This is a genomic window from Elusimicrobiota bacterium (genome assembly GCA_026388095.1).
GTDB lineage: Bacteria > Elusimicrobiota > Elusimicrobia > UBA1565 > UBA9628 > UBA9628.
Window position 1 is genome coordinate 13,693 of sequence record JAPLKL010000077.1, and the last position, 16,429, is coordinate 30,121.

17 protein-coding genes are annotated in these 16,429 nt (G+C 69.6%); 7 read left to right on the plus strand and 10 right to left on the minus strand.

Annotated elements, in window-relative coordinates:
* Window positions 1-13 precede the first annotated feature (13 nt).
* Together NTY77_19515 and NTY77_19520 are read left to right on the plus strand one after the other, a co-directional pair.
* Window positions 14-2,188 carry a serine hydrolase gene (locus NTY77_19515; protein MCX5797684.1) on the plus strand — a complete coding sequence of 725 codons (2,175 nt, stop codon included), beginning with the start codon at window positions 14-16 and terminating at the stop codon, window positions 2,186-2,188.
* Window positions 2,185-3,120, plus strand: coding sequence for a PorV/PorQ family protein (locus NTY77_19520; protein MCX5797685.1), 936 nt, complete (start codon window positions 2,185-2,187; stop codon window positions 3,118-3,120). The genes NTY77_19515 and NTY77_19520 overlap by 4 nt, the downstream gene beginning before the upstream one ends.
* Window positions 3,121-3,350: 230 nt before the next feature.
* Here NTY77_19520 and NTY77_19525 read toward each other — a convergent pair whose 3' ends face one another.
* Window positions 3,351-4,490, minus strand: coding sequence for an HD domain-containing protein (locus tag NTY77_19525; GenBank protein ID MCX5797686.1), 1,140 nt, complete (start codon window positions 4,488-4,490; stop codon window positions 3,351-3,353).
* Between the two features lie 85 nt (window positions 4,491-4,575).
* Here NTY77_19525 and NTY77_19530 point away from each other — a divergent pair, with 85 nt between their 5' ends.
* From NTY77_19530 to NTY77_19540, 3 genes are all read left to right on the plus strand, one after another.
* Window positions 4,576-5,421: a diguanylate cyclase gene (locus tag NTY77_19530; GenBank protein ID MCX5797687.1), complete on the plus strand. Its 846-nt coding sequence runs from the start codon at window positions 4,576-4,578 to the stop codon at window positions 5,419-5,421.
* Between the two features lie 76 nt (window positions 5,422-5,497).
* Entirely contained in the window at window positions 5,498-6,355 is an 858-nt protein-coding gene (locus NTY77_19535; GenBank protein MCX5797688.1) for a hydroxyacid dehydrogenase, read from the plus strand.
* 39 nt (window positions 6,356-6,394) lie between these two features.
* Window positions 6,395-7,489 (plus strand): STN domain-containing protein, encoded by a 1,095-nt coding sequence (locus tag NTY77_19540; GenBank protein MCX5797689.1) that lies wholly within the window; start codon window positions 6,395-6,397, stop codon window positions 7,487-7,489.
* Here the strand turns inward: NTY77_19540 and NTY77_19545 are convergent.
* A complete protein-coding gene (locus tag NTY77_19545) occupies window positions 7,486-7,914 on the minus strand; it encodes a CoA-binding protein (protein ID MCX5797690.1) in 429 nt (142 codons plus the stop codon). The genes NTY77_19540 and NTY77_19545 overlap by 4 nt on opposite strands.
* 96 nt (window positions 7,915-8,010) lie before the next feature.
* Between NTY77_19545 and NTY77_19550 the strand changes: the two genes are divergently transcribed.
* Both NTY77_19550 and NTY77_19555 read left to right on the plus strand, forming a co-directional pair.
* A complete protein-coding gene (locus tag NTY77_19550; GenBank protein ID MCX5797691.1) occupies window positions 8,011-8,553 on the plus strand; it encodes a peroxiredoxin in 543 nt (180 codons plus the stop codon).
* Window positions 8,553-8,951, plus strand: coding sequence for a hypothetical protein (locus NTY77_19555; protein ID MCX5797692.1), 399 nt, complete (start codon window positions 8,553-8,555; stop codon window positions 8,949-8,951). The genes NTY77_19550 and NTY77_19555 overlap by 1 nt, the downstream gene beginning before the upstream one ends.
* Here the strand turns inward: NTY77_19555 and NTY77_19560 are convergent.
* From NTY77_19560 to NTY77_19595, 8 genes are read right to left on the minus strand one after another with little or no spacing between them, the layout of a single operon-like run.
* Complete coding sequence (locus NTY77_19560; protein ID MCX5797693.1) at window positions 8,948-9,592, minus strand: tetratricopeptide repeat protein; 645 nt, start codon at window positions 9,590-9,592, stop codon at window positions 8,948-8,950. The two genes, NTY77_19555 and NTY77_19560, sit on opposite strands and share 4 nt — an antisense overlap.
* A complete protein-coding gene (gene ybeY, locus NTY77_19565) occupies window positions 9,589-10,029 on the minus strand; it encodes an rRNA maturation RNase YbeY (protein MCX5797694.1) in 441 nt (146 codons plus the stop codon). The genes NTY77_19560 and ybeY overlap by 4 nt, the downstream gene beginning before the upstream one ends.
* On the minus strand, window positions 10,026-10,976 hold the full coding sequence (locus NTY77_19570) for a PhoH family protein (GenBank protein MCX5797695.1): 951 nt from the start codon (window positions 10,974-10,976) through the stop codon (window positions 10,026-10,028). The genes ybeY and NTY77_19570 overlap by 4 nt, the downstream gene beginning before the upstream one ends.
* Window positions 10,973-13,252 carry a DUF3536 domain-containing protein gene (locus NTY77_19575; protein ID MCX5797696.1) on the minus strand — a complete coding sequence of 760 codons (2,280 nt, stop codon included), beginning with the start codon at window positions 13,250-13,252 and terminating at the stop codon, window positions 10,973-10,975. The genes NTY77_19570 and NTY77_19575 overlap by 4 nt, the downstream gene beginning before the upstream one ends.
* A complete protein-coding gene (locus NTY77_19580) occupies window positions 13,249-14,247 on the minus strand; it encodes a hypothetical protein (GenBank protein MCX5797697.1) in 999 nt (332 codons plus the stop codon). The genes NTY77_19575 and NTY77_19580 overlap by 4 nt, the downstream gene beginning before the upstream one ends.
* On the minus strand, window positions 14,244-14,978 hold the full coding sequence (gene thyX, locus NTY77_19585; protein ID MCX5797698.1) for an FAD-dependent thymidylate synthase: 735 nt from the start codon (window positions 14,976-14,978) through the stop codon (window positions 14,244-14,246). The genes NTY77_19580 and thyX overlap by 4 nt, the downstream gene beginning before the upstream one ends.
* Window positions 14,975-16,024 carry a hypothetical protein gene (locus NTY77_19590; GenBank protein MCX5797699.1) on the minus strand — a complete coding sequence of 350 codons (1,050 nt, stop codon included), beginning with the start codon at window positions 16,022-16,024 and terminating at the stop codon, window positions 14,975-14,977. The genes thyX and NTY77_19590 overlap by 4 nt, the downstream gene beginning before the upstream one ends.
* Window positions 16,021-16,416: a response regulator gene (locus NTY77_19595; protein MCX5797700.1), complete on the minus strand. Its 396-nt coding sequence runs from the start codon at window positions 16,414-16,416 to the stop codon at window positions 16,021-16,023. Before NTY77_19595 ends, NTY77_19590 begins: the two co-directional genes overlap by 4 nt.
* Between the last annotated feature and the right edge of the window lie 13 nt (window positions 16,417-16,429).

The following is a 16,429-nucleotide window of genomic DNA, read 5'->3' on the forward strand; positions in this document are numbered from 1 at the left end:
CGACCGTTTCCCTATGGCAAACCGGGGCCGTCTCTGCGCCGCGGCGGCGGCGTTTCTCGCGGCGGCGTCTTGCGCCGCGGCGGCGACCGGGATCCCTCCGGATAAGACCGCCGCCCTGCAGGCGCTCATCGACTCCAAGGTGAGCGACGCCGGCATCCCGGGCGCCCTGCTCGCGGTGGAGACTTCCGACGGCAGCTGGATCGGCGCGGCGGGGAAGGCCGACCTTTCGACCGGCGAGGCGCTCAGCGCCGGCATGCAGGTGCGCCTCGCCTCCATCACCAAGACCTTCACCGCGACGCTCATCATGCGGCTCGTCGAGCTGAGGAAGCTCTCGCTCGATGACACGGTCGAGCGCTGGCTGCCGGGAAAGGTCGTCGGCGGCGACCGGATGCCCATCCGGATGCTGCTCGACCACACGAGCGGGATCTACGACCATGAGGCGGCGCTCTCGTTCTTCATCCAGCATCTGACCGACCCGGCGCGCGAGTGGACAGCCGCCGAGCTCCTCGCGTTCTCCAACGCCCACGGCGTGGAGTTCCCGCCCGGAGCGCGGTTCAGCTACACCAACTCCGGCTACTACGTCCTGGGGATGATCGCCGAGGCGGCGACGGGAGAGCGCGTCGCGGACCTCGCCTCGCGGCTCCTCTTCGGGCCGGCGGGGATGACGCGGACCGCGCTCACCGTAGACGGGGCGCTCTCGGCGCCCTACGCCCGCGGCTACTCATGGCTGCCGACGACGGGGGCCGTCGCGGACACCACCGATTGGAATTTCTCATGGGACTGGACGGCGGGCTCCGGCGTTTCCACAGCCCGCGACATGCTGGCCTGGGTGCGGGCCCTTTTCGGGGGGACGATCGTGGGACGATCCTCTCTCGACCAGATGGAGGCCGTCACCGCGCCCTCGACGAGTTACGGCTTCGCGATGGCATGGGAGCCCCTGGCGACATACGGCGAGCGCGCGATCGGCCACGGAGGCGAGAACTCCGGGACGGAGACGCGGTGGCTCTATTTCCCGGACTCGGGGCGCGCGATCTTCTGCGCCCTCACCCGCGAGGACACCGGCGTGGGGCCGGTCGACTCCAAAGCGGCGATGACCGCGGTCCTCAGCGGCGCGTGGGCCATATTGAATCCGCTGTCCGCCGCGGACCTCTCCGGCAATGCCGTCTCCAGCGACACGATCCGCTGGTCGTGGACGGTGTCGGGAGGGCCGGCGAGCGGCTTCGACCTCTTCACCAGCAGCGGCGGCCTGGTGAAATCCCTATCCGGCTCCGCATCGTATTACCTGGAAACGGGGCTGTCCTCGGCGACCCTGCACTCCCGCTATCTCCAGGCCTCCAATTCGGCCAGCCGGGCCTTCTCGAGCACCATGACCTTGGCCACGCCTGACTCCTGTATCAGCGGGACCTCCAGCGACACGCTGGTGGGGGCCGACGGCAGGACACAGCTCACGGTCCCACAGGCCCTGCTGAGCGCGGACAGGACTTGGATCCTCTCCGAGAGCCCGCTGCAGCGCCCGCTCATGGACAACACCCTGGCCTTGATCGCGGCGGCCGGCACTCCCGCGGACCTGCGGGGCTCGACCGGTTCCTGGGCCGAATTCATCCTGGCCGTCGATGGGATCCGCTCGACGACGCTGGCCCTGCCGGTCGCGGTGGCGGTGCCTTACTCGGACTCGGTCCACCCCGGCTTCGTGGATGGGACCTCGCCGCCCGTTCCCGTGGGCACCCTGCAGCTCTACACGATCAACGAGGCGACGCGACAGTGGGAGGTCGTGCCCGGCTCCGCGGTGGACCTGGCCCATAAGCTCGTCACCGGCCGGAGCAATCATCTGTCCATCTTCGCCGCGCTGGGGATCGCGAGTTCGGCCTATGCCGACTTGAGCCAGGCGCGCGTCTATCCCGTGCCGTACCGGCCCAACGGGAGCGACCGCAACCGCGGCAGGCCCTACTCCGCCGGCGATCCGATCTCCGGGATCATCTTCGACCATCTGACGCAGACGGTGACGATCGATATCTACGCGGTCACGGGGCGGCGCGTGGCGCATCTGGAGAGCTCCGCGTCGGGCGGGCGGCTGCAATGGGACGCGAGCAATGATTCCGGGCAGGACGTGGCCTCCGGCGGCTATGTCGCGATCTTGACCAGTCCGGGCTGCGCGAGCGCGACTCGGAAACTGCTCATCGTGCGATGAAGAGACTGCTGGCGGTGTCCGTCGTCTTGTCCTGGCTGGCCCCCGCTCGGGTCCTGGCCGCCGCCGGCGCCGACACCGAAGCCTTCCTGCTCATGGACTCCAACGCGCGCGCCGCGGCCATGGGGGGAGCCTACACGGCCTTGGCCTCAGGAGCCGGGGCCCTCGATTACAACCCTGCCGGCCTCTCGAACACCGGACGCCATGAAGTCAGCTTCATGCACAACCAGCATTTTCAGGGGATCACCCAGGAATTCCTGCATTACGCCTCGCCGCGCGGCTGGGGGGCGACCCTCAACCAGTTGAGCTTCGGCGACGTGCCCGTGACGACCCTGGCCGCGCCTGACGGGGGGCTGGGGCAGACGACCTTGACGGACCTGGCCTTGGGGGCGGGCTATGGCTTCAAGGTCGGTGGGGGCCTCTCGGTCGGGGTCGGGGGCAAGTATATCCGGGAAACGCTCGATTCGACCACACGCGACGACGCGGCGTTCGACTTCGGGGCGCTCTATGCCGTCCCCCTGCTGCGCGGGCTTTCCCTGGGCGCGGCCCTGCAGAACCTGGGGCAGACGGTGAGATACGACCAGGCTAGTGAGAACCAGCCCTTGGTCTTCCGGCTGGGCGGGTCCTACGGCCGCGAGTGGCTGGGGGCGAGCCACACACTGTCGCTGGACGTGATCCGGGAGCGCAACGACACGGCGTACTTGGCGGTGGGCGTTGAGACCGTGATTTTGAAGGCCCTGGCCTTGCGGCTGGGTTATAACCAAGGCAACGACGCGGGCGTGGGGATGACCGCCGGCGTGGGTTATGAGATACAGAACTTCAGCTTCGATTATGCGATCGTCCCCTACGGCTCCTTGGGCTACTCAAACCGCGCGGCGGTGACGTTCCGCTGGGGCGGAGGGGGCAGACCCGCCGTTCGCAAGGGGCAAGGCTAACAGGCTGCCGATAAACCCTCCAGGGGAAAAGGACTGTGTCCGGACACAGTCCTTTCGGTAGCGCGCAACAGTCCGTCCCCGAACTGGCGCGCCGAAGGCTCGCCAGTCGCGCCGAAGGCGCCATCCTTCGTGCAACCTATCGGCTGGGTTCTGCCGCCCCGCTGCGCGGGTCGGTTGCGCCCGGCAGACGGCCGCCGGGCGCTCACAGAACGGACTTTATCAGCAGCCGGCTAGACCGGCCTGCCGCCGCGCGGGAAGTGCAGGGGCACGGGCAAGGAGATCTGGCGCATGCCCTCCAGAGCGAAGCTGTCGGTCATGCCCGCGATGTAGTCGGTGACGATGGTCTTGGCCGGATAGCCTTCCTTCTCGTAGACCGGGCGCAGCTGCTCGATATAGTGGCCGAAGTTGCGGTCCACCTCGAAGTCCATGGCCGCGTAGGCCTTGAAGTCCGTGCCGTTCCTGGCGTAGAGCTCCATGAAGTAGTCGAAGAGGCTGTGGATGACGGCGCGGATGTGGCGGCGGAACTTGACCAGCCGGGGGTGGTAGTAGATGCGCTCGTAGTTGAACTTGGCCTGCTCCAGGACCAGGACGTGCTTCTCCGGGGAGAAGGCCACGCTCTCGGAGCGCGCCGAGGCGGCGACCACGTCGGCGATGAGGGTGCTGATGATGTCCGTGTTGGATTCGCCCAGGGCCTTGGCCGTGCGCCGGGGCAGGTCCTTCTTGGTGATGAAGCCCGCGGTGACGGCGTCCTCCACGTCCCGGCCCAGGTAGGCGATGCGGTCGGAGAGGCGCACGATGCAGCCCTCGTAGGTGCAGGGCATGTAGGCGCGCTCGTGGATGTTCTCGAGGTCGTTGGGCGTCGGGGAGGGCTTGAGGGCGTTCTGGTCAAAGTCCTCGCCGTTGTGGCAGATGATGCCGTCCTTGACCGCGTAGGTGAGGTTGAGGCCCTGGCCGTGGTTGGCGAGGTGCTCGACGACGCGGTAGCTGTTGAGCTCGTGCATGAAGGCCTTGGGCGCCCCGAGCTTGCTGGCCAGCTCCTTCTCGCCCTCGTGGCCGAAGGGGGCGTGGCCGAGGTCGTGGCCGAGGCCGATGGCGTAGGCCAGCTCGGACTCCAGGGCCCAGTCCCCGCCGGAGAGGTTCAAGCCCCGGCAGATGGTGGCCGCGATGGTGGCCACGTGGAGGACGTGCTCCATGCGCGTGCAGATGTGGTCGTTGTCCGGGGCGTAGAAGACCTGGGCCTTGTGCTTGAGGCGCCGGAAGGGATAGGAGTGGATGATCTTGGTCTGGTCGCGGAAGTACTCGGCGCGGATGTCCGGCGCGACCGGCTTGGTGCGGCGCAGGTAGATCTCGTCCGGCAGGGGGTTGCGCATGGCCCTATTCTAGCTTTTTGCCCGCGGAGTCCCGAGGCTCCCGGGGAATGGTACAATGGTCGCGGACGCCAAGCGAGTATCCGCCATGCCGGAAGCCCTCTCCATCGAATCCTCCGTCCAGCGTCTCCAGAGCCTCGTTGAAAAGATCGCATCGGGCGACCACGACATCGCGGCGGACGAGCTTTACGGGCTGACCGTTCCGGGGCGCTGTCCCCCGGCCCTCGCGGCCCTGGCCGAGTCGATCGGGATGATGCTCGTCCAGATCGAGGCGCGGGACGATCAACTCAACAAGAAGATCGCCGACTTGGAAAAGGCCAAGCGGGAGCTGGAGAATTATTCCCGGAACCTCGAGGCGATGGTCGCCGAGAGGACGGCCAACCTGCAGGCCGCCAACGAGCGGCTGGAGTTCCTGGCCCACCATGACGTCCTGACCGGCCTCTGCAACCGGGGCGTCTTCTACGGCCGTCTCAAGGAGGAATGGGAGCGTCTCGGCCGGGAGCGCGGGCCGCTGGCGCTCATCATGGTGGACGTGGATTGCTTCAAGCTCTACAACGACACCTACGGCCACCAGGCCGGGGATGAATGCCTGCGCGCCTTGGCCCGGGTCTTCACGGCCAACGCCTCAAGGCCTGGGGATCTTTCCGCGCGCTACGGGGGAGAGGAGTTCATCCTCCTCCTCCCGGAGACCGACGGGCCCCGCGCCCTGGAGATCGCCGAGTCCATCAGGGCGCGGTTCGCGGCCCTCAAGATCGCGCACGAGAGGAACACGGCGGGCCCTTACGCCACGGCGAGCCTCGGGGTCTCCAGCGCCGTGCCGGCCGAGGGCCGGCCCATGCAGAAGCTCATCGAGGCCGCGGACCGGGCGCTTTATGTCGTCAAGGGCGAGCGCGGCAAGAACAACGTGGTCTATCTGGCGCCGGTTTTCGATTGACGCGGCTTGCCGGCGGCGTCCCGGGGCTCGCGGGGGGTTGACAACCGCTTGACCGCCGCGTGCTAAAGTCTTATGGATGAGTATCCTGGTGTGCGATCCGATCGCCGAAGAGGGGCTCAAGAAGCTCCGTGCCGCGGGGCATGAGGTCGTGGTCAAGACGGGGCTGACGCCCGAGGCTTTGGTCAAGGAGATCGCGCCCTGCCAGGCGGTGGTGGTGCGCAGCGCGACGAAGATCACCAAAGCGGTCGTCGAGGCTGGAGAGAACCTCAAGGTCGTGGTCCGCGGCGGCGCCGGCCTCGACGGCATCGACGCGGCGGCCTGCGCGGCCCGCGGCGTGGCGGTGTTGAACACCCCCGAGGCCGCGACCGTGTCGGTCGCGGAGCACGCGCTCGCGCTGATGTTCGCGGTCGCGCAGGGGCTCGGCCTCTCAGTCGCCGGCAAGACGCTCGGCCTCATCGGCGTGGGCCGCATCGGCGCCGAGGTCGCGGTCCGCGCCCGGGCCTTGGGGATGCGCGTCCTCGCCTGCCGCCGCGACATGAACAGCGCCGCGCCCGCCGGCGTCGAGCTCCGCGGGCTCGATGAGCTCCTCGCCGCCTCCGACTTCGTCTCGATCCACGTGCCCGGCGGTCCGGAAACCAAAGACCTGCTCGACGCCGCCCGGTTCGAACGCATGAAGAAGGGCGCCGTCCTCATCAACTGCGCGCGCGGCGGCATCGTCAACGAGGCCGCGCTCGTCAAGGCGTTGGAGTCCGGCCGCCTCGCCGGCGCGGCCGTCGACGTGTTCGACGAAGAGCCGCTGAGGCCGGACCATCCCCTGCTGGGATTGGGCAACGTGGTCCTCACGCCGCACCTCGGCGCCTCGACCATCGAGGGGCAGGGCCGGGTCGGGCTGGCGGTGGCGGAGAAGCTGCTGGAGCATTTTCCCGGGGACTGACAGCGCTTGCGGCGGCTCCGTGTGTTGTATCATGAAGCGATGATCGGCTTGGCCGCAGCGCTGCTCTGGTCGGCCTGCGATCCCGCTTCGGCGCAGGAGCCTCGGCCGCCGGAAGTCCCCTATTACCGCGTCTGGAGAGGCGTGTCCCGGCCGGGACTGGACGCGCCGGGTTTCTTGAGCCGCTTGGCGCCATTCGTCGTCAGGACGCGGGCCTGGCTGGGCCGGCATGGCGGCCTGGCCTACCTGCCCGCTCTGCCGCCCGCCGGCTCCGGCCCGGAGGTCCCGGCCGAGTTGGCGCTGGTCGTCTACGCTTCAGAGCGGGGCTATCGCGATGATAGCGCGACCCGGGAGGGCGAAGCCTACGGCGCCGCCCATTGGCGGCTGTTCGACAAGCCGCGCAGCCGCGGCAACGCGGCCATTCCCTATATAGGGAAGTTGCTCGCGGACACTCCCTATGATGTGGCCGGAGGGACGGCCTCCTGGGCGAGCCCGCAGGGAACGACCAGGTTCTATTTGGGCCGGCTCCGGGAAAAGACCCCGCTGGAGCAGTTGGCGTCCTGGGTCGGCCGGGTCGGGGCCGGATTCGGAACCCGGGGGATGGACGGCTACGTCGTAGCGGTCGACGGCCGCGGGGTCGTCTGCTCCTGGCAGCATTGGGCCGGCTCAGGAGAGCTTGAGGCCGCGGCCGCCTCCGAGGCCGGTCGCGAGATATTCGGGGCCCGGGACTCGCTCCTGGAGACCATCATGGATGCTCCGGCCGAGCCATTCGCGGGCCAGGTCGAGCCGGGGCGGGCCTATCAGGTGCTCTTGCCCGCCGAGGCGGCCGACCCGATGCAGGCTCGGGTGACGATACGCGTCAAGGACGCGCCTTTGACCGCCTTCCTGGACCTCGTTTCCAGCCAGGCCGGGCTCAATTTCATCCTGGCCGACGGGCTCGAAGGCGTGCGCGTGACCGCCTTCCTGACCGACGTGACCGCGCGGGATGCTCTGGAGTTGCTGCGCGTGACCAAGGGGCTGACCTACCACCGGGTCGAATCGCGGGGAGCCACGGTGATCGCCCCGGCCGCGCGGGAGTCGCCGGACTTGAGGACGAAGGTGTATCCCTTGGAGAACGTCCCGAGCGAGGGACGCTAAGACTCGTCAGCGGCATGTCGGCCGCGGTGCTGGCGCAGCATGCAGTCGTCGGAGACCACCAGCAGCCCGGCGGCGCGGGCTTTGGCCTCGCCCTCGGGATGGGTGACGCCGTCCTGGAGCCAGAGGGCCTTGGCCTTGATGCGGACGGCCTCTTCTATGACGGGCAGGACCTCTGCGGAGCGCCGGAACACGTCCACCACGTCCACGGGGAAGGGGATGGCGGCCAGGCTGGGATAGCAGGTCTGGCCCAGGATCTCCTTATGGCCGGGGTTGACCGGCGCGATGCGGTAGCCTTGCCGCTGGAGGTAGTCCGCCACGCGGTGGCTGGGGCGGTCGGGCTTGGGCGAGCAGCCGACCACCGCCACGGTCTTCAGCGCGAGTATGCGTGAGACGACGCCCTGGGCTTCTTTTTTTTCGGGGGACATGGCTCCTCCTGGGAATATAGTAACAGAAATCGCTCCCGAGGGCGGCAAGCGTTCCCGCGGGCTCCATTGTGATATCATCATCTTAGGAGGTGCCCAATGACCATCCCAACCGTTGCGAGTGCCGTCTTATTCGGGACCGCCTGCCTGCTCACCGTCCCGGCGGTCTTGCAAGCGGCTTCGGCGCCCAAAGCCGGCTCCGAGGCCCCGGATTTCTCCCTGCCGGCGCAGGACGGGGCCGTGGTCTCCCTCAAGGCGCTGCGCGGCAAGTGGGTGGTCCTGTACTTCTACCCGAAGGATTTCACCTCGGGCTGCACGCGAGAGGCTCACGGCTTCCAGCGCGACGAGAAGCTCTATTCGGCCAAGAACGCCGTCGTGCTGGGGATCAGCCTGGACAGCGTGGAATCGCACAAGAAGTTCTGCGCCCAGGAGGGCCTGCGGTTCAAGGTCCTTTCCGACGCGGACCATAAGGTCGCCCGCCGCTACGGGTCGCTGACCGATATCGCGGTGGTCAAGTTCGCCAAGAGGAACACCTTCATCATCGATCCCAAGGGCGTGATCGCGCGGGTGTTCATGGGCGTCAGTCCCGACCAGCACAGCGAGGAAGTCCTCGCCGCCTTGGACGGACTGCGGGCGCGCTGATGGCGGCCTCCGGCAAGGACCGGGGCTTCTACGTCGGCGGGCGCCTGGGTCCCTGGCTTGGACTGCTTCTGTCCTTGTGGGTGACGGCCCATGCCTTCCTGCGCTCGGGCGCGGACCAGGGCCGGACGGGCCGCCATTGGCTGGCCCTGGGCATCGCCGGCCCGATCCTCGCCGCCGGAGGCTGGGTCATCGGGAAGTTCGCGGGCGCGTATGTCGGCGAGCTCTGCTACAGCGGCCGCCGGGAGCAGCTCGGCTTCCTCGCGGGCGGCCTGCTCGGGCTTCTCGTCGCGGGACTCCTGGCCCGGGCCACCGAGTCTTCGGCGGGACCGGCCCTCGGGCTGCTGGGCCTCGGCATCGGCGCCGGCATCGGCCGGGGCCTGGCCCAGCCGCGGCCCTAGGGATTCTCGCCGAGGAGCTGCCGGACCCGCTCGAGCCCGGCCTTGGCGTCGAGATTGTCCGGGTCGAGGGCCAGGGCCGACTCCCACTCCGTCTTGGCCCGCGCGTAGTCGCCTTTGCTGTAGTAGACCATGCCCGCGAGGTAGTACTGACGCGACTGGGCCTGCTTCTCAGCCATGACATCGAGGGGCCTTGTCGGCAAGGCGACCTCCTTGAAGAGGGGGTTGCCCTGGCTGTCCGTGCGCGGGGGCGTCAGGATCCGGTCGCGCGAATCTTCGGCCTGCGGTATGGCGCGGTAGAGCGAGAGGTTGGCGTCGCTGGCCCTGACCCGGCGGGCCTCGGAGACGTGGACCAGCCTGAAGAGCATATAGCCCGCCACGGCCAGCACCGAGGCGACCATGACGGCCTGCGTCAGGCTCATCCGGTCGGGGGCGGGGGGCGGAGAATCATCGAACGGGTCCGGCGCCGGGGCGGCTTCGGCGGGGCTCGACGGCAAGACGGGCGCGGCCGGGCTCGGCGGCAGGTCCACTTTCGGCGGCGCCGGTTCCTGGGCCGCTGTAGCCGCGGGCAGATGGGAAAGGCAGAACCGGCATATGATCGCCGCGTCCTGGATCTCCTCGGCGCAGTAGGGGCATCTCTTCATGGCAGGCCCTGCAGGGCGCGCTCCTGCTTGCTGAACATGGCGGCGCGCCGACGGGAGGTGGAATCATCGTAGCCCAGGAGGTGCAAGGTCCCGTGGGCGGTCAGGAAGAGCACCTCGGTCAGCACCGGATGGCCCTGCTGGGAAGCCTGCTTGCGCGCTTGGAAGGCTGAGACGAAGATGTCTCCGAAGGGCTTTTCGCCCTTGAACGGTCCCGGGTCCTCGGCGTAAGAGAAGGCGATCACGTCCGTGTCCCGGTCATGGCCCAGGAAGCGCTGGTTCAGGACGCGCATCCGGCGCCGGTCCAGGAGCACCACGTTGAGCTCCCCGTCGGGGCTTGCCTTCTCGTTCTTGAGCACCCGGCGGCAGACCTGGATGATGACGCGCGGCTTGCGGGCCGAGGCCGGCAGCAGCGAGGTCCCGAAGACCCGTATGGTCATGCGCCCTGTTCCCACCGGGCGAAGGCCTTGATGACCTTGCGCACCAAGGGGTGCCGGATCACGTCCGCCTCGGTCAGGTGGTGGAAGGCCACGCCTTCGACGCCCTTGAGGATGTCCATGACCCGCACCAGGCCCGAGGCCGTGCCCTCGGCCAGGTCCGTCTGCGTGATGTCGCCGGTGACCACCATGCGCGAGCCCTCTCCCAGGCGCGTCAGGGCCATCTTGATCTGGCCCAAGGTCGTGTTCTGCGCCTCGTCGAGCACGATGAAGGCGTCGTTGAAGGTGCGGCCGCGCATGTAGGCCAGGGGCACGATCTCGATGACGTCCGCGTCGCGCCAGGCGTGGAAGCGCTCCGGCCCGATCATGCTGTGGAAAGCGTCGTAGAGCGGCCGCAGGTAGGGGTTCACCTTCTCCAGGAAGTCGCCGGGCAGGAACCCCAGACGCTCTCCGGCCTCGACCACCGGGCGGCTCAGGATGACGCGCTGGACCTGGCGCGCCTCCAGGGCGCGCAGGGCGCAGGCCACGGCCAGGAAGGTCTTGCCCGTGCCGGCCGGGCCGATGCCGAAGGCCAGCTCGTGGCCTTGGATGGCTTCGACGTACTGCTTCTGGTTCGGGGTGCGCGGCGTGATGACATGGCCGCCGTGCGCGCGCAGGACCGCGTCGTGCGGCAGCGGCTCCGGGGCGTGCGCGAGGCGGCGCGCCCGGCCGGGATGCTCGCGGCCGGTCGTGCGCGCCGACTCGATGCGGGCGCGGATGTGGCGCACGGCCTTCTGCACGCGGCCCGAGGGGCCCCGCACCAGAAGGCTCAGGGCTTCGGAGTCCGGTTCCTGGCTCAGGATCAGCTCGACCGCGTAGTCCGCCTCCATCTGCCGCAGGTGCGAGTCCTGGTCGCCCAGGATCGCCAGGGCCTCCTCGGCGTCGCGCAGGCGGATCGTCCTCGTGGTCATGTCGGGCAGGCCTCCGTGGAAGTGAACAAAGACGGCGCCAGGCCCAGCTTTTCGGCCAGAGCCCGGGTCAGGTCGCGCACGACGGGATCGGCATCAGGGACCGACCGGCCCAGCCAGACCAGCAGCCGGCTGCGCAGCGCGAAGAGGTCCAGATGCAGGCCTACGCGCTCCGCGGCGGAGAGCCAGCGCAGAGCCTGGTCCAGGTCGGGCCGCGCGCCCGAGGCGAGGAAATCCTCCAAGGCGGCCTGGGCCGCGCCGCGCGCCAGAGCGGCCCAGGGCAGCTGGTCAGGCAGCACCCCCGCCTCGCGGCAGCGCGGCAGCAGCTCCAGCAGGCCGTCCCCGGAGTCCTCGCCGCGCCGCAAGCGGCCGATGGCCGCGGCCCAATCGCGCAGGAACGCCTGCCGGGGGCGGCTGCCCGAAGGGTCCGGCATCAGCCAGCGCAGCACCTGCAGGCGCTCCTTGCCGATGAGCGCGTCGAGCGTGAAGAAGGCCTGTCCGAAGCGGCGGCAGAGCTCGGCGCGGAACTCCTCGGCCGGCGCGGCCGCGAATGCCGCGGCCAACTCGGGCGGCTCCTCCTGGGCCGGCAGGACCCAGGCCGCCAGGTCCAGGCGTTCGAGCCGGTGCACGCAGACCGCCGCCTGGCTCGTCTGCAGACTCTCGGCGTCGCGCACGGCCAAGGAATGCCAAGACCATGCCGGGTCCCGGCCGGCGGGCAGAGGGATCGTCTGGCGACGCACGGCGTTGCGCAGCAAAGAAAAGCGCTCTCCCGGCCGGGGCGTCGGCCGGGGAGCTTCGCCCACGCCCAGATGCTCCAGGATCGCGAAATGGGCCGCGGCGCGGGCGCAGTCCACGGCCGCCGGCGCCACTTCCCGGGACCAGACTTGCGCGGAATCAGGAGGCGTGCCGGAGACGGTCTTGACTTCCGCGAGCCGCTCGCGCAGGCCCAGCGCCAAGTCTCGGCCCAGTCCGGCCGCGAGTTCCAAGGCGCGGCAAGCGTTCTTGAGCGCCTGCAAGGGCTCGGCGTCCGTGATGTCGCGGCTGTCATGGTCGGCTTCGGCCAGCATCAGGAGCCGGCGCCTCTGGAGCTCGAGGAGCCTCAGCGCCGCCCGGGCCTCGGCGGGCTTCAAGTGGCGGCGGCTGCGCCGGGAGAGGAACTCATCGGCCCTGCGCGCGGAGGAGTCGCAGAGCAGCTCGCCGTAAGCGTCCCGGGCCTCCCAGGGGTCGCTGAGCCAGGCGCCCAGCCGCTCGGCGAAGAAGGCGTCGAAATCTTCGGCGAGGCGCTGGAGGGCCTGGCGCAGGCCGCTGCGCCAGGCCGGCTCCTGGGGAGGGGCCGCGGGCGCCAGTCCGAACTCCTGGGGCGGAGGGAAGTGGTCGAGGAAAGCCCCGTAGTTGGTGGCGGGCAGACCGTCGGCCTCCAGATTGCGCAGGGCCTGGCCGAGGACCGCGGCAGCGCCCTTGAGCTCGAGGCCGTAGAGCTCGCCGGCCTGGGCGGCGTGCACGAGCTGGGTCGAGTCGTCGGGCAAGAAGCGCGCCTTGACCCCGCGCCACAGAGTCTCGCCGTCGCGCAGGGCCTCCCCCGAGGCCAAAGCGGCGCCGAGGCGCTCGTGGGGGAAGAACACGGCCAGCTCCGAGCTTGGGGCCTGGCGCGAGAGCCAGCGGTAGGGCCGGGTGGGGTTGAAGAGCTCGGGCCGCACCTCCTTCCAGTCCGACTCGGAGCCGCCCGCGACCCGCACGCGGCCCGCGAGCCGGGCCGGCAGCACCGTGAAGCGGAAGCCCTCGGAGATGACGGCCTCCAAAGTCTCCTCGTCGGCGGCCATGCCGGGCAGCCACAGCCCTTCGGGCGCCCGGCCGAAGCGTTGCCGGAAATCCGACCGGCCCCAGCGCAGCGCGGTCCGTTTGTCGCGCAGGGAGAGGCCCGGCAAGGGCGCGTCGCCATAGGGCTGGGCCAGGGCGTTGCCGTGTCCCAGGCGGCCGGCCGAGCCGCGGTCCGCCTCGAGTATGCGGCGGTAGGTCTCGGGATGCGCGCGCTCCAGCCAGGCCAGCAGGAGGGGGGAGAAGCTGAAGCTCAGCGAGGCGTAGAGGTCGGCGCTGCCCTGCACGCGGCCGTCCCGGTCCAGGACCGGGTCGAATGCGAAGGGGCCGTAGCACTCGGCGTGGGCGCGGCTGGCCTGATCGCCGTAGGGGTAGGCGGAGTCCTCAGGGTCGAGGCCGCCGGTCCAAGGGTTCTCGCGGGGGCTGCGCAGGAAAGCCGCGTGGAGGCAGACGGATTTCGTCATTCGGAATAGGGATCTTCGCCCAGGTTGGAGTCCGGTTCGCGAACCTCGCCGCCCTTCTCGCCGCGCCGGGACTTGCGGGGTTCCTCGGCGGAGGGCGCCTCCGCTTCCCCGGCCTGGGGAGCCTGGGGGGGCAAAGAGAGGTCGACCTCCATCTTGTGCCGCTGCGCCTCGCGCAGCTGCGCGTCCGAGAGGTCGAGGAAGGCCCTCTTCTCTTCCGCCCCGGCGCTCAGCTCCGTCCAGTCCGGGGTGGTGGTGCCGGTGGAAACCTTGACCGGCAGGTAGACGTCGTCGCCGAAGCGGATGAGCGCGTGGGTGGGCACGATCAGCACGTTCGGCTTCTTGGCCGGGACCACGACGCCCGCCCACTGCGTCCCGGGCGGGAAGAAATGTTCGGGCCCCATGACCGTGTCCAGCGTGAAGTTCCCGCCCGGTTGGACCTTCAGCCCTTGGACATCGCGCACGTAATGGGAGATCTTCGTGCTGAAGCGCTTCTTGGGGTCCTTGACGGCCCAGTACTGCAGAGTCATCCCGTCGCGCACCAGGTGGGCGTCCTCGGGCCGGACCCACCCGGTCATGCGCAGGTGGGAGGCAGCCTCGAAGAGCAAGGTCCGGGGCTTGACCCAGGCGTTGGAGCGCGCGAAGGCCTTGAGGATATAGCAGGTGTTCGGGCAGCGCAGACGGGAGGGCTGGTACACCGTCTGCCAACGGTCCTCCAGGATGCTCTGGTCCGTGCTGGTGCGCGCGTCGCTGAGCGCGGCGAACTCCTTGTTGATGAGGATGCCCAGGCTCTGGTCCGAGTCCACCCAGACGCCGGTGCTGGTCCAGACCCGCGCGGCGCGCCCCTCGATGGTGGACTTGAGCCGGAAGACCTCGATGGGCAGGACGGTGCCCACGACGTTGACCACCTGGTCGATGGTCCCCCGGCGCACGACGCCGGCCTCCTGTCCGGAGGCGGGGGCGGCGCAGAGCGCGGCGGATAGGAGAGCGCGGATCACGGCCGGCCTCCCGCCGGCCGCGAGACCGGCTCGCCGAAGGCCGGGCTGCGGCCCTTCCAGGCGTGGGCCAGGAACGCCTCCCATGTCCAGGGCATGCGCAGGCGGAAGAACCCGGCCAGGGCCAAAGCGTACTGCTGCATCTCCCACTGGGCGTGCTCGTCGGCGCGCAGGGAGATGAAGTTCATGAGGCTGCGGCAGTTGACCGTCCAATAGAACTGGGTGTAGAGGTTCAGGGGCAGGACCAGGCGCGCCAGCTCGCGGGCCACGCCGGCCGCGAGCATCTTCCGATACGCGGCCACGGACGAGCGGACTTGGGCGGCCAGCGCCGCGGAGAGCCCTTCGTGGTCGAGCCCGGCCGCCGCGGCCGAGCCTTGCTTGTTGACCGCGTCCTGGGAGCGCCAGGCCGCGGGGATGTAGAACTCGTCCTTGACCTCGGTGTAGCGGCCCGAGACCTCGTTGTAGGAGGCCATGCGGTGCCGGAACCATTGGCGGGCCACGAAGATCGGCGCGGAGACGTGGAATTTGAAGACCGCGTGCTCGAAGGGGGTCAGGTGCGCGTGCTTCATCAGATAGACGATCAGGCGCCGGTCCTGGGTCTCGCCCTTGGAGCGGCTGTCGTAGCACACCCGCGCGGCGTCGAGCACCGCCGCGTCGCCGCCCATCACGTCGACCAGGCGCACGAAGCCTTTGTCGAGCACGTCGCGGCGGTCCGAGGCGTGTTTGTTCTTCATGGCTGGCTCCCCGAAAGCTTGAGGCTCATGGGCTTGACCGTCCCGGGCAGGGGCCGGCCCGCGTCCTTGTAGACTCGCATGTCCGGCAGGGCCGCCCCGCGCCGGACCGCGTCGGCGACCCAGCGCACCATGCGCTCGTCCGGCAGGAGCCCCTGGTCGTTGAAGCGCATGAACGTCCCTTGCAGCGCGCGCGTGATGATGGGCGCGGCTTCCCCTCCGGTCACCGCATAAGGGACGACGAGCACGCGCGCGCCGCGGCTGAGCCCCCGGACCAGGTTGCGCAGCGCCGCATCGTGCTGCTCCCGGTCGGACTGGTGCTGGGCGTTGGGCTGCAGGACCGCGGCCTGGGCCGACTTGAAGGCGCCCCGGGCGCGCACCCGCTCGGCCAAGGAGGAGAGCAATTGGCGGTATTCGTCCTCGCTGGAAAGCGGCTTGGGGCGCGAGGCCTGGCCCAGGACCGTCTCGTCGAGAGGCCCCGCGGCCGGGGCCAAGCCCACCAGGACCAAGGCTTCGTCGGCGGGATGCTTGCTCAGCTTGAGGGCCCGGGAGGTCAGGACGTCGACGACCAGAGGGTCGTCGTCCGGGGCCGTGGTCAGGACCACGGGCAGCTTGCCGCGCAACTGCACGCGGCGCACCATCGCGTAGCCCGAGGGGCGGTGCGCGGCCGCGAAGAACTCGGCGGCGGGGTCCTTGCTGACGCCGAAGAGATAGCGCGTCTGCTCCATGAGCGGGGAGCGCGAAGCGGCGTAGAGGGGGACTACGACCAGCTTCTTGACGTGCTCGGCCTCAAGCCGGTCCACCGCCGCCTGGATGGTCTTGACGTCGGCCGAGTCCCCGGCGAAGGCGAGCGGGAACTGGGCGGCGAAGGCCTTGGTCATGGCCGCCAGGGCGTCCTGCCAGTCCCGCCCCCCGCCGACTCCGAGCAGCAGGACCCCGAAGGACTTGTCCTGCAGGGTCAGCGCGGACGGCATCGCCGGGGCGGGCGCCGCTTGAACGCCGCCCGCCAGGAGCAGGAAGGCGAGGCCAAGAACGCCGCTCAGCGTCATGGGGCCGGCTTGTGCTTGGCGTGGGCCAAGGCGGCTTCCACGCGCTCGCGCAGCTCCTGCAGGCTGATGGGTTTGGTGATGAAATCGTCGCCGCCGCTCAAGGCCGAGCTGATCTGGTCGTGCCGGGTGTCGCGCGCGGTCAAGAACAGGATGGGCACCCGGGTCCCCTTCTTCTCCAGGGCGCGGATCTGCTGGCAGGCGGCCAGCCCGTCGAGGACCGGCATCATCATGTCCATGAGCACCAGATCGGGCTTCTCCGACTTGAAGAGCTCCACCGCCTCCTTGCCGTCCGCGGCCGCCGCGGTCTGGAAGCTCAGGCGGGAGAGCTGCGTCGAGAGGATCTCCCGGATGGAGGCGTCGTCGTCGACGATGAGGATCTTCTTCCGGTTCATGGCGCCGCGCGGC

What these genes read in the sequence shown, in the direction of transcription:
- NTY77_19560 (MCX5797693.1), bottom strand. Translation starts at nt 9,592, where the DNA reads ATGAAGAGATGCCCCTACTGCGCCGAGGAGATCCAGGACGCGGCGATC.
- NTY77_19540 (MCX5797689.1), top strand. Translation starts at nt 6,395, where the DNA reads ATGATCGGCTTGGCCGCAGCGCTGCTCTGGTCGGCCTGCGATCCCGCT.
- NTY77_19555 (MCX5797692.1), top strand. Translation starts at nt 8,553, where the DNA reads ATGGCGGCCTCCGGCAAGGACCGGGGCTTCTACGTCGGCGGGCGCCTG.
- NTY77_19525 (MCX5797686.1), bottom strand. Translation starts at nt 4,490, where the DNA reads ATGCGCAACCCCCTGCCGGACGAGATCTACCTGCGCCGCACCAAGCCG.
- NTY77_19570 (MCX5797695.1), bottom strand. Translation starts at nt 10,976, where the DNA reads ATGACCACGAGGACGATCCGCCTGCGCGACGCCGAGGAGGCCCTGGCG.
- NTY77_19595 (MCX5797700.1), bottom strand. Translation starts at nt 16,416, where the DNA reads ATGAACCGGAAGAAGATCCTCATCGTCGACGACGACGCCTCCATCCGG.
- NTY77_19520 (MCX5797685.1), top strand. Translation starts at nt 2,185, where the DNA reads ATGAAGAGACTGCTGGCGGTGTCCGTCGTCTTGTCCTGGCTGGCCCCC.
- ybeY (MCX5797694.1), bottom strand. Translation starts at nt 10,029, where the DNA reads ATGACCATACGGGTCTTCGGGACCTCGCTGCTGCCGGCCTCGGCCCGC.
- NTY77_19530 (MCX5797687.1), top strand. Translation starts at nt 4,576, where the DNA reads ATGCCGGAAGCCCTCTCCATCGAATCCTCCGTCCAGCGTCTCCAGAGC.
- NTY77_19575 (MCX5797696.1), bottom strand. Translation starts at nt 13,252, where the DNA reads ATGACGAAATCCGTCTGCCTCCACGCGGCTTTCCTGCGCAGCCCCCGC.
- NTY77_19535 (MCX5797688.1), top strand. Translation starts at nt 5,498, where the DNA reads ATGAGTATCCTGGTGTGCGATCCGATCGCCGAAGAGGGGCTCAAGAAG.
- NTY77_19515 (MCX5797684.1), top strand. Translation starts at nt 14, where the DNA reads ATGGCAAACCGGGGCCGTCTCTGCGCCGCGGCGGCGGCGTTTCTCGCG.
- NTY77_19550 (MCX5797691.1), top strand. Translation starts at nt 8,011, where the DNA reads ATGACCATCCCAACCGTTGCGAGTGCCGTCTTATTCGGGACCGCCTGC.
- NTY77_19590 (MCX5797699.1), bottom strand. Translation starts at nt 16,024, where the DNA reads ATGACGCTGAGCGGCGTTCTTGGCCTCGCCTTCCTGCTCCTGGCGGGC.
- thyX (MCX5797698.1), bottom strand. Translation starts at nt 14,978, where the DNA reads ATGAAGAACAAACACGCCTCGGACCGCCGCGACGTGCTCGACAAAGGC.
- NTY77_19545 (MCX5797690.1), bottom strand. Translation starts at nt 7,914, where the DNA reads ATGTCCCCCGAAAAAAAAGAAGCCCAGGGCGTCGTCTCACGCATACTC.